The following is an 18,746-nucleotide window of genomic DNA, read 5'->3' on the forward strand; positions in this document are numbered from 1 at the left end:
ATATGAGAATAATTATTATGTACGATATTTCTTTAACTGATGAAGAACAAGTTAGAAAATACAATAAATTTAGAAATGAATTATATAAATTAGGATATTTTAGAATTCAATATTCAATTTATGTGAAATGTATTTCATCACACACAGTTTATCAATCTGAAAAATCAAAAATTTTAAAAATAATTCCAAAAAATTCAAATGTAAGAATTTTTATGATCACTGAAGAACAATATCAAAATATTGAACTTTTATCAGGCGATAAGTCACAAACCGAAAAATTTAACGATAATGAAAGGTATTTAATAATATAAAATGTTGCAATTTAAAGACAATGAAAGTTTTATTCAAAATTATGATGGTGTATGTGCTATTAAAGCTGAAAATAGTTACACTTTCTTGAAAGATTTATTTGAATTTGAAACGAAATATGAAAAAAATTCAATAACAATCAATAACAAAACATATTCTATTAAAGATTGTATGATTGTTAATGACTTAACAAAAGTTTCTGATCTATTCAACTTTACTATTAAGAACTATTTGACACAATTAATTAACAATAATGAAAATTGAAATGTTGAGAAAATTATAAATTTTTCATTACTAAATGATATATCAAATGTATGCAATCAGAAAATTACAAATAATTTTATTAATGTTAACGTTGATTGATCAAAAGCATATAAAAATTTTTTTGAATTAAATAATGAATTATTTGTTGATAAAGACATTATGCTTAGTTGAATAGATTATCAAACTAATTTAGAAAAGAAAGTTATTATTTTTCAAAATTTTGATAGTTTAAAAATTAGCGATTTATATAAATTTACATCAAAATTTCATTTCATTTTATTAACAAATGATATATTAAAGAATTGTGAGAAATTTGAAGAGTTTGAATTGTGTAGTATTTACAAATCACAGAAAATTTATGAAATTTTTGCAATTGATCCTATATTAAGTTGAATTAGCAATAGGTTAGAGAAAGAGGTTTTAAAAGAAAACCTATTAAATGATTTTAAAGAAATTTTTTTAGATGATAATAAATATGAATTTTATAAGTTTTTAACTAACTAAGTTTTAATGTTTTTAAGAATTTTAGGTGATATAAATTCTTATAGAAATACTAATATATAATTTAATAAATATGAGCAAAAATATAGCATTAAAATTAAGACCTAACACCTTAGATGAGTTTATTTGTGATGAGAATTTAAAGTTTATTTTTCAAAATGTAATTAACAACAAAGATTTTCATTCATTTATTTTCTATGGCCCTCCAGGAACTGGGAAGACCACAATTTCTTATATTCTTGCAAAATCCTTAAATGTTAATTTTGATTATTTTAATGCCGCTATTGAAAAAAAAGAAGAACTTGTTAAAAAGATTAAGAGTAATAAGATTTTGATTATTGATGAAGTCCATAGGCTCAATAAAGATAAACAAGATATTTTATTACCTTATGTTGAAAATGGTCAAATTACTATTTATGCAACAACAACTGAAAATCCTTATTTTAAAATAAATCCTGCATTAAGATCAAGATGTTCAATTATTGAACTTAAAAAGCAAAATGAAGAAGAACTCATTAAGCTTTTAAAATATGCAAATACTAAAGAATGTAACAGCCTTGATATTGATGAAGAAATTTATAAGTTTTTAGCATTACAAGCTAATGGCGATGTCAGAGTAGCATTAAATAATTTTGAGCTTGTTGTAACAATAATGAATGCTAATAAAAAACAAACGAATTTAAGTTTAGAAGATATTAAGAAAATTATTCCCGCAATTCAATTTTCTTCTGATAAAGATGGAGATGCTCATTATGATTATTTATCTGCATTTCATAAATCATTAAGAGGTTCAGATCCAGATGCTGCATTATATTATGGATTTTTAATTGTTAAATCAGGGGATTTTGATGGTTTATTTCGGAGATTAATTTGTGCAAGTTATGAAGATGTAGGACTTGCAAATCCACATCTACAAGCTGATGTAATTGCAGCAATTAATGCATTTGAAAGAATTGGTATGCCAGAAGGGTATTTACCAATAGGTTATGCAATTTTAGCAGTGTGCTTAAGTCCAAAATCTAATTCTGTGCTTTATGCAGCTTCTAGAGCACAAGCTGATATTGAAAATGGATATATTGGAGAAGTTCCTAATTATTTAAAAGATGCACATTATAAAAGTGCTAAAAATTTAGGTAGAGGTTTAACTTATAAATACCCACATGATTATAAAAATCATTGAGTTGATCAAAAGTATTTACCAAAAACATTGCAAAACAAAAAATATTATGATGATACATTAACCTTTGAAGGTTATGAAGCTAAAATTAAAGAGTATTGAAATAAGATAAAAGGTAACTAAAATGGAATTTGATATAAAAAAAATAAATAATTTAGAAGATCTTAAAAAAGCAAAAAATGAATTTACTAATTCTATTGAATTAAGAAAGTTAATGGAAGATCTTAAAAATGCAGAAGGTTCTAATAAAGCTATTTTTGGCAAACAAATTCAAGAATATAAACAAAAAGCAAATGAATTTTTTGACAAAGCTAGAGCTAAAATAGAAGAAATTGAAAATAATAAAATGATGTCAAACACACATAATGATTATGCGACACCACATAATTTTTATGGGTTAATGCATCCAATTGAACAAATTTCAAATCATTTTAGGAAATGATTATTTGCAAATGGTTATTTTGAACAATTAGCTTCAGAAATTGAAAATGATGAATATAACTTTGAAAGATTAAATATACCTCAAAAACACCCAGCAAGAGATATGCAAGATTCACTTTATATTAATGAAAATGAACTTTTAAGAACTCATAACACTGGAGTTACTGCTAGAGTTTTAGAAAAATATAAAAATAAGGCATTTTCATCTTTTACAATTGGGAAAGTTTATCGAAACGATGAAGAGGATATGACCCATTCGCACCAATTTACCCAACTTGATTTAATTAGTGTTGGAAAACATAGTTTTGGAACATTGATGTATACATTAAGAAATATGTTGTCATATGTTTTAGAAGAAAACGTAAGAATAAGGCTAAGGCCTTCATATTTTCCATTCACTGAACCTTCTGTTGAAGTTGATGTCTTTTATAAAAATAAATGAATTGAAGTTTTAGGCGCGGGAATTGTTCATAATAATGTTTTAAGAGCGGCAGGTTATACTAACAAAATGAATGCAATTGCAGCTGGTATTGGAATTGAAAGAATTGCAATGATTAAATATCAAATTGATGATATTAGAGAATTCTATGCGAATGATTTAAGGTTTTTAAAACAATTTAGGAAATAAAAGGAGTTTAAATGATTTTTTCTTATCAAAGATTATTAAAAGAAGCAAATTTAGCTAATGTTTCAATTGAACAAATAATTGATGCAATTAATTCAATCGGTTTTGAAGTTGAAAGTTTTTCTAAATTTATTAATACTCAAGGCGTTGAATTTGGTCATGTTTTAAAAACTTACAAAAATCCTAATGCTGATAGATTAACTGTTTGTGAAATTGAATTTGCAAACAATGTTCATAGAACTATTCAAACTACTGCAACTAATGTTAAAGAAGATGATTATTTAATGGTATTTGTTCCTGGATCTGTTACTAATGAAAATTTAAAAATTCAAGCTCGTACAATGCAAGGGATTATTTCAGAAGGAATGCTAGTAGGTCTTTCTGAAATCGGTATTCCTTATGAATTTGCACCAGAAAAATTTAATGACCAGATTTTCACTTTTGGCAAAGTTGATTTAAATTTAGACCCAATGAAATATTTTGAAATTGATGATTATTTAATTGATGTAACTATTTTATCTAATCGTGCTGATGCAATGTGTTATTTAATTTTTGCAAAAGAATTAGCTGCTTATTTTAATAGCAAAATTAATGAAATAAAACCAACTGATGGTTTATTAGAATCAACAATTAATGTTAAAAAACAATTAGTTAAAACAAATTCATTAAGTTATGTTGAGGCATTAAATAAAGATATTTCACTTTCTATTCAAGATCAATTTTTCTTATGAAAACACAAGATTAAAACATTTGATAATGCAGTTGATTTAACTAATTTAACTTTATTATATGCTGGTGTTCCTTGTCATGTTTATAGTGATAAAGATCTTAAATCTAATGAATTTTCAACCGCTTTAGTATCAAACAAAGTAACTATTTTAGGTAATAAAGAAATTCAACTTGATAATAATTTAGTTGTTAAAAATGGTGATGATATAGTTTCAATTGCACAAGTTATTGGCCTTGAAAATTATTCTGATATTGATAATGCAAAAAAACTTGTTTTTGAATTAGGTTCATTTGATTTAAAAGAAATAAGAAAATCAGCAAAGACTTTGAAATTAGAAACAAATGCATCACAAAGAGGATCAAGAGAAATAAGTGGTGGGCAAATTATTTTAGCTTATAACTATTTATCAACAAAATTTAAATTACATTCACAATTAATTAATAAACCAAAAATTAAAAGCCAAACAATTTTCTTAGATGATAAGCAAATTAATCAATATGCTGGATTTAATATTACAAAAACCGACAAATTTAAAAACACATTAAAGCAATTAGAGATTTTAGGTTTTAAGTTTTATAACAAAATGCATGAAATAACATTTCCATCGTACCGTTATGATCTATTTGGAATGCAAGATTTAATTGAAGAAATATTTAGATTTTATGGATATAACAATTTTAGTGAAAAGAAAACTTCAGCTGATGTATTTTTAATTAACGATAATGAAAAATATCAAGAAATTGCAAACAAATTTGTTGCAAAAAAATATACAAATTGTAGAACTTTTACTTTAACAAATCCTTCTAAAAATATCTTTAATCCATTTAACTTTGAACATACCATAAAAGTTTTAAATTCAAAAAATTTTGAACACACTGAAATTAGAAATTCAATGATTTTTAGTTTGTATGATGTTATGTTGCATAATAAAAAACAAGGAATTGAAAAAACATCATTTTATGAAATTGGAATGATTAATAATGTTACAAATGTGTTGAGCTTATGCTCAAATGAAAAATCATTTGATGAAATTTGCACTGACATTATTTCATTAACTAATAAAAAGTTAGATTTTAAAAAGTCTAATTTAGATATTTTTAATCCTAATTCTGCAGCATTAATTTATTTGAATGAGAAATTGGTGGGTTATGTTGCTAATTTGAATCCATCTTATTTAAAGACAGAGGCAATTTTTGCAGAAATTATGCTTGATGAGCTATCATCAAAAAACATAATTTACAAACCGTATAAAAAAGATCCCTTAAAATCAAGAGATGTTACTTTTAATATCAAGCAAGGTGAAAGTATTGAACATATTATGCAACAAATGTCTTTAGTTAAAGGAATCTATGAAATTAAGGTTAAAGATGTTTATAAAAAAGATGATGGGACAGGAAATGTAACTATTTCTGTTATTTTAGAAGATTGAGCAACTAAAAAATTTGATAGTTTATTTAATAAGTAGTTTTACAATATAAATATAAGGGATAAAAAGATATGAAAAAAGTGTTTTTAATTATGGGTCATCCTACAAAAGACTCATTTAGTGGTAAATTAGCTGACGCTTATGAAAAGGCATTGATCAAAAAAGGATATGAAGTTAGAAGACAAGATGTTATTGATTTGAAATTTAATTTAATAACGACAACAGAAAATTATTTGAAACCTGAACCAGATTTAATAAAAACTCAAAATGATATTAAATGAGCAGATGAAATTATATTTTTCTATCCACTTTGATGAGGTTTTATTCCAGCTTTGTTAAAAGGGTATATTGATAGAGTATTTATTCCAGGTTTTGCATATGCATATGATGAAAATGTTAAACATAGCAATTATTTAAAAGGAAAAACAATGCGTGTATTTTCAACATGTGATGTAGACGCAAATACTGTTACAAACATGTATAAAAATGCAGACTTTATAATTTTTAATGACAATATGTGCCATTTTCTAGGTATGGAAATGAAACAAATGATGAGAGTTGACACTTTGTATACCAAAAATGAAAGTGAAAGAAAGAAAATCATAGAAGAAATTGTTTCAAAAATAGAATAAGAAGTGATATTCTTATTTTTTTATAGTTATAAATAAGAAGGTGTTTATGAGAGTATTTTTTAAAATGCAACTTAAGATGTTTTATCGACAAAAATCATCTTATATTATTGCAATTGTCTTAACTATTTTAAATATTGCAATTGCACTTGCATTATTTGTTTCTTTAAAAGTTGCTGATCCTTCAGGACAATTAGCAAATTCTTCAGAAGCATCTTCTATGTTTCGAACATTTATGGTTATGTTTGGAACCGCATCTGGTTTTATGACCTCTGCATTTACTCTTCAAACTTTGTTTTATAAATACAAAGAAGAAGGAATTTATTATGTAATGCAATCTAAACCAATTACTAGATTTGAAATTTATACTGCAACTATTGGTGCGGGAACTATTGCGTTAACTACACAAATTTTAATTACAAGTTTAGGTTACTTTGTTGGTACATTTTTTATTCCGGCATTAACCTTAACTTCAAAATTTACATCTTGAATAACATTTTTCTTAGCATCTTTGCTAATTGGAATTTTATCAATGGGAATTGGTGCTATTGGACATAATTTTATTCAATCTAAGAGTTATCAATTTTTGGCAGGTTGAATTCCAACAATTTTTGTGTTAATTTTCTTTTTTTTATCAACTCCTGCCAAGACTAAAACAAACATTATGTTGCCCTTATCAACTGCAAAAAATTCATATGTTGTTCGAAATTATAAGAATGATCAAGAAAGGCAAAATGCAGCTAAATTTGTGGCAAGCCCATACCGATTTGGACAATACGAATTTGAAGTTGAAAATAGGGTATCTACAAAAACAAATTTTGTTGACTCTATTAAAGAAGCGAATTTAACACTTTATAACCGAATTTATTGAATGGATGTAAGCACGTATTTTAGTTCGATATTTTTTATGAGCAACCGTAAAGATGGTAGAACTCAAGAATATATGTATACTAAATATTTTAATTACACAGAAGATGATTTTCAAAAAGACTTAAAAGAAGGCAAATTCATTTTTAAAGTAATTGATAAAACTGCAGACAAACCTAATATTAATTATTTTGCAATGTCTTATAATCCAACTGTTATTTCAGAACTTACATCTAAGAAAAAAAGTAATGATTCATTTATTGAAGACTTAACAAATTTATTGTCAGATTCAAATCAACGTAATATTTCAAAAAGAAGAGAAAAAGGCTTTTTGGAATTAAATGATAATTTGATCTCAAAACTAGATGAAGTTTATAAACAAAAAAACGGAATTTTTAATGGCGTTTTGCCTTTATTAACTGTTGGAACATTACCTTATTTATTGAATGCAATTAATAATGATGAAGATGTATTCAATGTAATTAGAGATTTTATTGCTGATAAAGTTGAATTTAACCAAGAAGAATATTCAAAAGAAAAATTAATGAAAATGACAAAAGAAGAAATTTTAAAATTGAAAGAAAATCCCTTGTTTACAAATTATGTTTTAAAATACAATCTAACTTCTCAAACTGCAATGATTTATTTAATTAATAAAATTATTAAAGATAAATACAATTCAACATTAGAAAACTTTAATGCCAATGTTTTAAAACAAACCTTATCTTCATTAAATACTCTATCAACGTTAAAATTGATTCAATGGAATAATGGCTCAGTTGTAAAATTTGGTCTTACAAAATATATTGACCCATTGGTAAGTATTATTGTTTTGTTAATAATTTCTGCTGCATTGCTTGGACTTGGCGCAATTGCATATGTAAGAAATAACAATTTATAGGAGATATTATGTCTGAAGAAATAAAAGTTACAACAGAAGAAAAAGAAATATCTCATGCAAAAGCAAAAAATAACCGTATATTAAACTTTTTTCGAAATATTAAAACTAACATAAAATTAGGACACGAGTATACGAAATTAGCTAAAGAAAACGAAATTGAATATCATAAACCCGCTGAAGATGATGCAATATCTATTCAAAATATTACTAAATTATTTATTAGTGTTACAAATGTTCCATTTCGTGCATTAGATAATGTTTCATTTACAATAAAAAAAGGTGAATTTCATGGTTTTATCGGCAATAATGGTGCAGGAAAAACTACAACAATTAGAATGATTCTAAATTATTACCGTGATGGTTTTGGGAAGATCTTTATCAATGGAATTAACTCAAAAGATAAAAAAGCTAAAGAAAAAATTGGTTATGTCCCTGAAATTTCGGTTTTTCCTAAAAATTTAACAATCTTTGAATATCTATATTATTTTGCAAGATTGTCAAAAATGCCAAAAAAAGATGCAATCGAAAAAGTTAAATTCTTAATGCAAAAATATGGTTTTGATGAAAAAATTTTCAATAAATCAGCAGAAAAATTATCATCAGGACAAAAAAAGATGATTTTGTTAATTCAAGCTTTAATTAATGATCCTGACATTTTGATAATGGACGAACCTGCTGCTAATTTAGATCCTTCTGCAAGAATTAGATTTTATGAAGCAGTTTCTGAAATTCATAAACAAGGAAAAACCATTTTAATGTCATCACATATTCTTTCTGAACTTGAAAGATATATTGATTCTTTTACAGTTTTAGAAAATGGGCATGTTAAAGACACGGGACGTGTTTCTGATAAACTAAAAAATAGAAAATACAACTACAAAATTAACTCAACTAATAATCAAATACTATATGATTTCTGCAAGCAAAATAAGATTACTTGTCTTTTATCAGATGATAGTCTACTTTTAAAAATTGATAGTATGAAAGCAAAAACTAAAATCTTTGATTTTGCCTTAGAAAACAAAGTTGATATTACATCATTTAAAGAAAATAAAATATCATTAAACCAAATTTATTTTAATACCCCAAATGGAGAATAATATGTTACGTGAAAAACTATATCGCTTAAGAAAACCTTACAACTCTGGAATGCTAAAAGTTAGTGATTTACATTCTATCTATTATGAAGAAGTTGGAAATCCTAATGGTGTTCCTATTTTGTTTGTTCATGGAGGTCCCGGATCAGCACCTTCTGAAAGTAGTAGACAATTTTTTGATCCCAAATACTATCGTGCAATTATTTTCCACCAAAGAGGGGCTGGAAAATCGATTCCGAGTGCCGAAATTAAAGAAAATACAACACAATTTTTGGTTGAAGATATTGAGAAATTAAGAAAACATTTAAAGATTGACAAATGAATTTTATTTGGCGGGAGTTGGGGTTCTACTTTATCATTAATTTATTCCATAAATTATCCACAGTATGTTTCGGGTTTAATTTTGCGTGGAATTTTTTTAGGTAGAAAAGAAGATGATGAGTTTTTATATCAAAAAGGTTCATCTTATTTCTTCCCGGAAGCTTTTGAAGAATTTAAAAACTTTATTCCTCAAAATGAGCAAAATAATATGATAAAAGCATATTCAAAATATTTAAATTCTTCAAATTTAGATATTGCTTATCAAGCAGCATATCATTGAGCTAAATGAGAACTAGGATTAATTACATTAGAGCCTTTAAGTGATATTGACAAAATTTTAGAAGATAAAAAATCAAACTTAGAATTAGCAAGATTAGAAAACCATTATTTTGTAAATCATATTTTCTTAGAAGAAAATTTTATTATGAATAATGTAGACAAAATCAAAGATATCAAAACCATTATTATTCATGGCCGTTATGATATGGATTGTAGACCCTCTGGCGCTTATGAACTTGCTATGAAATTAAATAATTGTTCTTTAAGAATAATTCCTAAATCGGGGCATTCTTCAAGAGAAATTTTAATTACAAAAGCGTTAGTTAAAGCGTGCGAAGAATTTAAAGAAAAGTAATGGTAATTAAGGTAATTAAAAACATCTAGAATTGGTAAGTATCCTAGATGTTTTTTTGTTCTTTCAAATTAAAACATATCTTCTTCATCATCAATGATAGAATATCTTTTTTTCTTTTCTAATGTAGGTTGTTCAATGGTCTTAGTTTTTGAAACTGTTGTAAAATCATTTTCTTTTGTAATTTCAATTTCTTGTTCTTCTAAAGGAATTTCTTGAGTAATTTCTTTTTCATAATTTTTAAGTTCTTTAGGTTTAATAGATTTAGAAATATAAGTTTCTGCTGTTTTTTCTAAATTTTCATCTTCTTTTGTTTTAATAGCTTCCATTTCTTGTGTTTTTTGTGGATCAACTATTTCAATTGTACTTGTGTAAAATGGATTATCATCAAAGTCAATTGTTTCAACGCTAGGATTAGTTTCATTTTTATTATTAATTTCAGGTTTAATAACTTGTGTTTGAATAACGTCAAGTTTTTGCTCATCAGTAACAATTTGCGCAATACCATTGTCCATAATAATGGTCTTATATTTTTTATTTGTATTTAATACTTGTGGAATTTCTTTAACTTCATTTTTAGAATCTAACATTGCATTTTTTGTTATTTGTGCTGCTACAAGATCTGGACTTTTAGTTTCAATTTCATTAGAATGTTTCAAATGAATATCTTCATTATTTTTATTTGTAGCATTAGTTTTTATTGCAATGTCACTTTCAAGTTGATCTTCAATTTTAGACTCTGTTTTAGCAACATTTTGAGAAATTTTTGGCGTTTGATATACTGTTTTAACTTTTAAATTACTATTTTTTTTGTTAAATAAAATTTTTCTTGCCTCATCTCTTTTTGCTTTAGAAAAGCTAATTAAATTAAATCTAATGTCGCTTATAAAGAAAATCAAAATTGAGGCTACTAAAATCAAAATGCTCAAACTAAATGAAAAAACAATTCCGGCGGTTTTTCCCAATAATGTAAAAAATGAATAAATAAAACTGCCAATAATTCCAGCATTTCATTTATAAGGCAAAACTGCATTATGCGATGATGAAAAAGTTTCAAATCAATTATCAAAAACAATTTTGTATGATTTTCCAGCTGTTGGGAAAACTTTATTAGCCGTAAAATAAATAACACTTCCAAAAATTAGAATTGCAAAGAAAAAAATGGCTAATCTTCATAAACTAAAATGAAAAATTTTTGCTGAATATGTATTTTTAAGGTTAAATAATTTTTTAAAAGCAAATAGCATAATCCAAACATAAAATAGAATTGAAAACATACCAAAAAAGATGTTGATTGTATATGAATGAATTGTGGTCAATCCTTTTACATTCAAAAAAGAAATTGTCATTAAAAAACACAAAAGCAAAATAATCATTGTCCAAATGAAACTTGTGTCTTTTCAAACAAAATAATTTTTTTCTTTCTTTAACTTTATTTTTTCTTTTTTTAAAGAAAGTTCAATACTATCTTGAATGTTGTCTTCATTTGTTTGATTTTGTTTTTGTGTCATTTTACTATGCAAAGAAATTAAATTTCATACAATGTTATAACAATTAATGGTTCTTTATCGATTGTACGATAAATCTTTCTTTTGATACTCTTTCTTAATTGTTCTTGGATTGCACGCAAGTTAATTTCTTTTGTTTGTTTCCCTTCAAATTCTCTAAAAAATAATGTATTAATTATATTATAAATTACATCCTTATTATCTTTTGTAATTATTCCATACGAATTAATTTGAAGTTCACCAATCGGTTTTTTGGTCTTAAAATCAATCAAAATACTTAATGCTAAAACACCATCACGACCTAAATTTTCTCTTTCTTTAATAACTTCATTTGAGATATCACCAATTCCAAAACCATCAATAATTAAATGACCAATATTTTTAATTGTTTGTTTTTGAGAAACCAAATTAAAGTCCTTAAATTCAGCAACTTTTCCATTTTGTAAGACTAAGCAATTAGCTAAATTCATACCAATATCTCTAGCATCATGGGTTGCTACTACTAAGTATCTATATAAACCTTGAATTGGAATAAAATACTTAGGTTTTAATTCCTTTACAAACCTTTTAATATCATCTTTGGTAGGGTGACATGAATAATATTGGTCTGAACTTAGTTCAATTAAATTTGAAGTATTTCTTGCAACTTCATCTAATGTATAAGCATAATTTACTTCGAGTCCATTAACTGGTGGTGCTATAAAAATAACAGCATCATCAGGTCTAAATTTCAAATACAAGTCATTATTTGTTGCAATCCTAACGAATCTTAAATATAAACGTTCAATAGCTCCTGTAACTAAAATAACAGCATTATTTGCTTTAGTAGCTTCGCGATAATCAATAAATTCAGGTCAAGATAAATTTGCATCAATTTTTTGCACTAAATTTAAAAGTTGTGAATAATTTCTACCATATGTTATTACAGGACGATTATATTTTTTAGCTAATAGCAAGACTTCATGTGCAGTAATCATATCTTCGTCATAAAGTCCAACAATGATCCTTTGGTTAGGTCTAGCTTCTTGAAATTTATATTCAATTTTTTTAGAAATTCAAAGTTTATCAATACTTTTACCAGGATAGTTTGATTTGCCTGAATCCATAATAAGAATTTTTAATTCTTTGTTATTCAAAATTGATTTAATTTTGTCTAAATTAGTTTTTCCATAAGGTCCTAAATCTCCATCAACAAAATTAGTCATTATCAAGATGTTTCCATCATCAACAAAAAAGTTAAATCCAATTTGGCCAGGAGTGCTTCCGGCAAGTTCAAATGGTGTTACTATAACATTATTAAATTCGGTTGGCCTATTAATAACTTTGACTTCGTAATTTTTATGTTGAATGTCATATTTCGAGATTCTATCAATTAATACAATTTTATTAAATGCTGAAGTATAAATTTTAATATTTTTAAGTTTCATTAAAAGTCAAGGAATTCCAGAAAAATTATCATTGTGTATATCGCTTACAAAAATTCCAACAATATCTTTTTGTCTTTTTTCTAAATAGTCAAAATTGCAAATTAAAGTGTCAATTCCAGTATGTGAATTAATTGGAACCTTAGTGCCAAAGTTAATTATAAAAAGTTTTTGGTTGATCTCTAGAACATAGCAATTTTTGCCATTTTCATCTAATCCCCCTAATGCGTAAAAGTTAATTTTACTCATGGTTTCCCCCATTATCCTAAGAAAAAATAGTTAATTATTTAGATAAATAATATCATAAACTTTATTATGTTTTTACTTTAATAGATATAAATTTGATACACAATTTTTATAATTCTTCTCATTTTGGTAAATATACATTTGTAAAAAATGTTGAGCAATTTTGAAAAAAATATTTTTTTCATAACATTTTTGTTTTTTTAATATATACTATTACTTAGCAACCATAACGAAGGGGTTCCACCTGATACCATTCCGAACTCAGCAGTTAAGCCCTTCAGTGCCGATGATACTCACAAGGGAAAGTAGGTCGTTGCTTTTTTTATTACTCTTTTTATGCTAAAATTAATAAGAAAGTTACATCAAATGGATCTTATAAGACAAAAAACATTTAGCTTCTTAATCAAAGAAGAAATTATGAATAAAAAATATACCAAAGAAGACCAAAAAGCTTTACTTTTTGGATTTTTCTCTTGTGGTGATTTTAATAATGAAAACATTTATGTGACTATTAATTCAAAGGAAGTATTTGAATTTATTAAAAATTTGTTAATTAAACATAATTTTGAATTTGCAAATGATAAGAAAAACCAATTTTTGGTAAAACAAAGCATATTTAACTTTAAAGAAATAAAAAAAGACAACAATTTTTTTGCAGGATGTTTTTTAAATGGTGGTTCAATTAGTTCAATTGATAGTGTAAGTTATCATTTAGAAATTAAATTTTTTAATGAGCAATTTGCAAATCTAATGATTAATATATTTGAAAAATTTGATATTTTTTTTAAAACAATTCAAAGAAAAAGTTCATTTGTTTTATATCTCAAAAAAATAGAAAATATCTGTGATTTTTTAAAGGCAATTGAAGTTTATCAAGCTTATTTAGATTTTGAAGAAGCAAAAATTGAACGTGATTTCAACAACAATATTAACAGAATTACTAATTTTGATTTTTACAATCAAAAGCGAATTGCAGAAGTTAACAATAGATTTTTAAATAACTATAAGCTAATTATTGAAAAACAAATGACAGAATTATTTTCTCAAGCAGAACTTACATTTTTTGAACTTAAAAAAGAAAATTTAGATTTAAGTTTAATTGAATTAGCAAATTTAATGTCGTCTAAAAAAATTTATCGTTCAAAATCTTCATTAAATAGATATTTACTTAAATTAGAAAACATAGCGAAAAAGCTGATAAATAATTAGTTTTTAATTTAAGTTAGAACATTATTTTTTATAATTAAGTTATAAATGAAGGAAGTAAATATGAAAACCAATAATTTTAATCAAATTGAAGAAATTTTGGAAGACAAAATTGTGTTTAATGATCGTAATAGTTAAATGAATATATTAATTCTACTATTGCGCGCAACAAAAATAGTATTACACATGCATTTAATTATGCAAATGATGATGAATGATATACAACAAGAGAAGATGTACAACACTTTATTGATAATGCAAAAATACCTAAAAATAAGATAATTTGATGCCCTTTTGATACAAAAAACTCTAATTTTGTTTTTATTTTTGAAAAAAATGGTTACAAAGTAGTTTATTCTCACATATGAGATGGTCAAGATTTTTATAGTTATGAGCCTAAGAAATGGGATATCATTGTATCTAATCCACCCTTTAGGAATAAACATAAATTATTGGAAAGATTATTGACTTTTAATAAACCTTGAGCATTAATATTTGGAATTCAATGTTTGAATAGTGAAAAATTTTGCGATATGTTACAAAAATTTGAACGTCCTCAATATGTACATTTGAAAAGAAGAATGTGTTTTACTAAAGATAGTATTAATTATGACTTAAATAATTTGCAACGTCCTTCATTTGCAACTATGTGAGTTTGCAATAATTTATTTGATAAAGACATTCAAGTTTGGTCGGGTGTTAATTATAAAAAAGATAAGAAGGAATATTGTTAATGACAATTTCTGTATCACAGTCCTTTATTAATGTAACAAAAACTCACTTTAAGAATGAATATCGCAGAGAAATAAATAATGATGAAATATTTCATAAAATTTTTGAATTGCTCATTTTTGATCAAAAAATTGATAATCAAATTCTATATGCAAATATTAATTGAAAAATTATTGATGATAAATTTCAAGGCGTGTATATTCCAAAAGATAATGAAGTTATTTATTTTACACAAATATTAAATCCAATAAATAATGTACCAAAAAGCAGAAACACTTTTTTGGCGCAAAATTATTATCCTTGCAAGAATTTTGCTTTGTCAAAAAATGCAAATTTATCAATTTCTATTAATCCATTTAATTTAAGAGATTTTAATCCAGAAGTATTAGCAAATACAATCTTAAAAGATATCAAGGTTTTAAAAACATTGAATGTCATATTTAATTTATCTTTTCAAACTAATGATAATATTTATTCAACTCTAGAAAATTACTTGAATGATATTAGGGAGATAAAACAACGTAATAAACACAACAATTCTACATTTGTGCTTTATGACGAAGACGAAATAACATTGTATGGTAAAGTAGATGGAGCTAATAAATCAACAACTTTTCTAACAATGGAAATATTAAATTATTTTGCTCAAATTATGGAAAAGAACCTATATTTCTTTAATATTTCAAAAAACAAACTTTCAAATAACATTGTAGAATTTTTACTTAAAAATAATTTTCGCATATTGCATTCTAATGGGGAATATATATTACAAAATATTAAAAACAAAGCACAACCTATTGTCACTAATAGACTAGAAAGAAATCAAAATGTATTTATGGGTAATATTTTGCTGAAATATTCAAATATTGAAAATCAAATTGATTTACATAAATGCTTTTGTTGTGACTATCCTGTTTATAATAATTTAATAAAAGCACATATCTATAGAGTAGCTGATTTAGACAAATTGAATGATAAAGACTTAGCAAGAAAATTAGTAATTTCTGGAGATAATGGTTTTTTATTTTGCCCCAATCATGACAAAGAATTTGAATATGGGTTAATTTATTTTGATCTTGAGTCAAAAAGATTTTGTGTTAATAAAAACAAAGGATTATCAGGAGATATATTAGATTTTATTGGAAAAAGATTGACCAGAAATTTAATTTTTGAAAATGAATTTTCGCAAGAATTTATTTATTGTGTAAATGAGCATATAAGAAGAATAAATAAAAACTAACAAGTTAGTCCTTATTAGTTTCATTTTCATTTTTTATTTCATTATTAATTTCAATTGTGACACTATTCGAAATATCTTTCATAATGTACGTGTCATAACCCACTAAAAAGTCTTTGAAAAAGCGTTTTATTTTCTTAAAAATCAAATGCTTTGATTTATTCACTTCATTTACATAAATAATTATTTTGTTAAACTCATAGGCATATTTTACAAAAATAGATGTTGTTTCATTAACTACAAAATGAGCAATGTATTTTTCATTTATATCTTCAAAATTTCTTAAATCAACAACTTTATTGGGAATAAAACCTGCAATTTCTTTTTGTGAAAATAATTTTGTCTCAAAAGCTTCTAAATTAGATTCATCAACTGCAATATGAACTTCATTTAAAATAAATTCTTCAGTAGTTTTAGCTAAATTTTCATAAATTGTTGATAAATTATTATTTTGAGTTTTATAGTAATTTAACATATCGGCAATAATTGATAAACTAATCATAGAATCAGGGATGTTAATTAATTTATTTTCAAAATAAAGCTTGTAATTTTCTGAAAAATAAGCACTATTTTCACTAAGCTTTTTTAAATCATCATTATTAGTTAAAGTTGGATAGTAATTTATGGAATTTTTTTCACAAATCTTTTCACAAATTTTTGTATTAATGATTGGGGAAATAAATAAGTTTTTAATTTCTTTGAAGCTTTCATTTGTTGAATGTAAACTATTTAAATAAGTTAATAAAACAGCAAACAATTTATATGAATTTACAAGTTTGTATCTTTTAATGAAATGATTATTGCATTTTTCATAAAGATAAATTCTTTCATAATCATATGAAAATTTTATGACATAGTCATAACTATGGAACATAAAGACATTTTTATCAATAAAATTCTGGTTTTTATTTTTCTTTATATCAATAAATTCATAAAAAATGTCATTTCAACCCAAGATCTTTTTAGTGAATGGGAGTATTGTTTTATCACCAATAATTCCTAATTTTAAAATCCTATTTCCGATTTTATTGTAGTTAAAATCTAACACAAAATTTGCATATTCCTCAAGCAGCATATTGACATTAAAAAATTGAGGTTTATCAACAAATGTTTTAACATCAAATATGTTAATTTTGTTATATATTTTTTCAACTTCTTTAAACAATTCGTCTTTAATTAAATTACCTTCACGATCTAAAAATTCAATTGAAAAATTATCTAAATTATCAAATTTAGAAAGATAAATAATGCCATCTAGTTTTTCAATTTTTTTAGCAGCAAAACTTAAAAATTGTCTTGTTATAGCAAAATTATTTTCAAAAGCTAATGCATTTGCTCCATATGCATTTAAAACTTGAATTATTTGGTCAACATAATTTGCTTTTTTAGGAAAGATTGTGTCCGAGCAAACTAAAATATTAAATTTTCCTACTGCAACTTGTTTGATTAAAAGTGCAGATAAATATGCTTTTGTTAAACCTTTTATAGTTGCATCATTAAATGCATTGTAACCTAATGCAAATTTACCAATAAAACGATTTTTTTTGGTTCTAAACGAATCAAAAAAATACTCATTTATGATTGTTCGTTCAATTTTCTTTAGTTCTTTAGTTTTTTTAGAATTTCTTTTGAAATAGTCATATCAGGGTGCAAAATTGTGTTCATACATATTACTTATTTTATATTAAATCTTAAAAACTAATAGTTGTTTATTGCTTTTTGAGTCTTAATGTTTTTAGATATGCCTTTTTATCATTACTTATTCTAAAACTATCAATACATTTTTGAATCGTTTTGTTATGAATAAATAAATCTATGTTTTTTGCTTCTAAAATTTTAATTCCAAATTCATATTTTTTAATGCAAACTTCTGACAAATATCATGCAATCATCATTTTGACATAATAATCATCATTTTTAATTTTGTTAATTAAGTTTTGTGATCTTTCTAAATAAATATCATCAATAAAATATTTTAAAAGCATTCTTATACCAAATCTTATTTTGTAAGTTTCATTACTTTTAATTCATTTTTCAATATTTTCATATAGTTTTTCATCGACTTTAAAAATTTTAGGTAACAAAGTATCAGTTATCATTCAATTATTAGCATAAGGAAGTAAAGAATTTATTTGTTTAATTAGTTCGTCAAAGTCTTTAGTTTTAGCAATTATGTAACAATGAAGCAATGTTTCATCTAGATATTTATGAGGCAAATCCTTTATGAAATTTAATGCTAAATCATAATTATCTTTCAAAAGTGATTTTGCTAATTTTTTTAAGAAAGGTAATTTAACTCCCAAAATTGAATTTTTATTAATATTAGGTATTAATTTACTAGCAAATTCAATGTTTTTATTATCTTTATTAGCAATTAAATAATTTCTTATATCTGCAACATTTCTCATATGTTTTTTCCCTAACTTTTTATATTTTTAAATATTTAATTATAATATAAGGAAATTTAGTGGAGA

The 18,746-nt window shown here is 24.6% G+C and carries 16 protein-coding genes and 1 rRNA gene; 13 read left to right on the plus strand and 4 right to left on the minus strand.

The window, feature by feature from the left end:
• Positions 1–2 precede the first annotated feature (2 nt).
• From cas2 to pip, 9 genes are all read left to right on the plus strand, one after another.
• Complete coding sequence (cas2, locus tag EXC60_RS02560) at positions 3–311, plus strand: CRISPR-associated endonuclease Cas2 (protein ID WP_232612551.1); 309 nt, start codon at positions 3–5, stop codon at positions 309–311.
• A 1-nt stretch (position 312) separates the two neighbouring features.
• Positions 313–1,077, plus strand: coding sequence for a hypothetical protein (locus EXC60_RS06750; protein WP_024544365.1), 765 nt, complete (start codon positions 313–315; stop codon positions 1,075–1,077).
• A gap of 70 nt (positions 1,078–1,147) precedes the next feature.
• A complete protein-coding gene (locus EXC60_RS02570) occupies positions 1,148–2,374 on the plus strand; it encodes a replication-associated recombination protein A (protein WP_024544364.1) in 1,227 nt (408 codons plus the stop codon).
• Position 2,375: 1 nt separating this feature from the next.
• Positions 2,376–3,320, plus strand: coding sequence for a phenylalanine--tRNA ligase subunit alpha (gene pheS, locus EXC60_RS02575; RefSeq protein ID WP_024544363.1), 945 nt, complete (start codon positions 2,376–2,378; stop codon positions 3,318–3,320).
• An 11-nt stretch (positions 3,321–3,331) separates the two neighbouring features.
• Positions 3,332–5,512, plus strand: a complete 2,181-nt coding sequence (locus tag EXC60_RS02580; protein ID WP_024544362.1) for a phenylalanine--tRNA ligase subunit beta — start codon at positions 3,332–3,334, stop codon at positions 5,510–5,512.
• A gap of 32 nt (positions 5,513–5,544) precedes the next feature.
• Entirely contained in the window at positions 5,545–6,105 is a 561-nt protein-coding gene (locus EXC60_RS02585) for an NAD(P)H-dependent oxidoreductase (RefSeq protein WP_024544361.1), read from the plus strand.
• Between the two features lie 76 nt (positions 6,106–6,181).
• Entirely contained in the window at positions 6,182–7,870 is a 1,689-nt protein-coding gene (locus EXC60_RS06755) for a YlbF family regulator (protein WP_169720120.1), read from the plus strand.
• 8 nt (positions 7,871–7,878) lie between these two features.
• Entirely contained in the window at positions 7,879–8,970 is a 1,092-nt protein-coding gene (locus EXC60_RS02595) for an ABC transporter ATP-binding protein (protein ID WP_024544359.1), read from the plus strand.
• A gap of 1 nt (position 8,971) precedes the next feature.
• Positions 8,972–9,922, plus strand: coding sequence for a prolyl aminopeptidase (gene pip, locus EXC60_RS06760; protein ID WP_024544358.1), 951 nt, complete (start codon positions 8,972–8,974; stop codon positions 9,920–9,922).
• A 68-nt stretch (positions 9,923–9,990) separates the two neighbouring features.
• Here pip and EXC60_RS06765 read toward each other — a convergent pair whose 3' ends face one another.
• Positions 9,991–11,430: a UbiA prenyltransferase family protein gene (locus EXC60_RS06765; RefSeq protein WP_024544357.1), complete on the minus strand. Its 1,440-nt coding sequence runs from the start codon at positions 11,428–11,430 to the stop codon at positions 9,991–9,993.
• A gap of 17 nt (positions 11,431–11,447) precedes the next feature.
• Positions 11,448–13,100, minus strand: coding sequence for an MBL fold metallo-hydrolase RNA specificity domain-containing protein (locus EXC60_RS02610; RefSeq protein WP_024544356.1), 1,653 nt, complete (start codon positions 13,098–13,100; stop codon positions 11,448–11,450).
• A gap of 213 nt (positions 13,101–13,313) precedes the next feature.
• Between EXC60_RS02610 and rrf the strand changes: the two genes are divergently transcribed.
• From rrf to EXC60_RS02630, 4 genes are all read left to right on the plus strand, one after another.
• Positions 13,314–13,419: ribosomal RNA gene (rrf, locus tag EXC60_RS02615) — 5S ribosomal RNA — on the plus strand.
• A 44-nt stretch (positions 13,420–13,463) separates the two neighbouring features.
• Positions 13,464–14,306, plus strand: a complete 843-nt coding sequence (whiA, locus tag EXC60_RS02620) for a DNA-binding protein WhiA (protein ID WP_029670632.1) — start codon at positions 13,464–13,466, stop codon at positions 14,304–14,306.
• 461 nt (positions 14,307–14,767) lie between these two features.
• Entirely contained in the window at positions 14,768–15,037 is a 270-nt protein-coding gene (locus EXC60_RS06770) for a hypothetical protein (protein WP_232612552.1), read from the plus strand.
• Positions 15,037–16,275, plus strand: coding sequence for an HNH endonuclease family protein (locus EXC60_RS02630; RefSeq protein ID WP_024544353.1), 1,239 nt, complete (start codon positions 15,037–15,039; stop codon positions 16,273–16,275). Before EXC60_RS06770 ends, EXC60_RS02630 begins: the two co-directional genes overlap by 1 nt.
• A 4-nt stretch (positions 16,276–16,279) precedes the next feature.
• On the opposite strand, the gene EXC60_RS06775 is transcribed toward EXC60_RS02630, so the two are convergent.
• The gene (locus EXC60_RS06775) at positions 16,280–17,941 is read right to left on the minus strand and encodes a hypothetical protein (RefSeq protein WP_024544352.1); all 1,662 of its coding nucleotides are present in this window, start codon (positions 17,939–17,941) and stop codon (positions 16,280–16,282) included.
• A 40-nt stretch (positions 17,942–17,981) separates the two neighbouring features.
• Positions 17,982–18,680 carry a DNA alkylation repair protein gene (locus EXC60_RS06780; RefSeq protein WP_024544351.1) on the minus strand — a complete coding sequence of 233 codons (699 nt, stop codon included), beginning with the start codon at positions 18,678–18,680 and terminating at the stop codon, positions 17,982–17,984.
• Between the last annotated feature and the right edge of the window lie 66 nt (positions 18,681–18,746).

Origin of the sequence: Metamycoplasma salivarium, assembly GCF_900660445.2 — a bacterium.
Classification (GTDB): domain Bacteria; phylum Bacillota_I; class Bacilli_A; order Mycoplasmatales; family Metamycoplasmataceae; genus Metamycoplasma; species Metamycoplasma salivarium.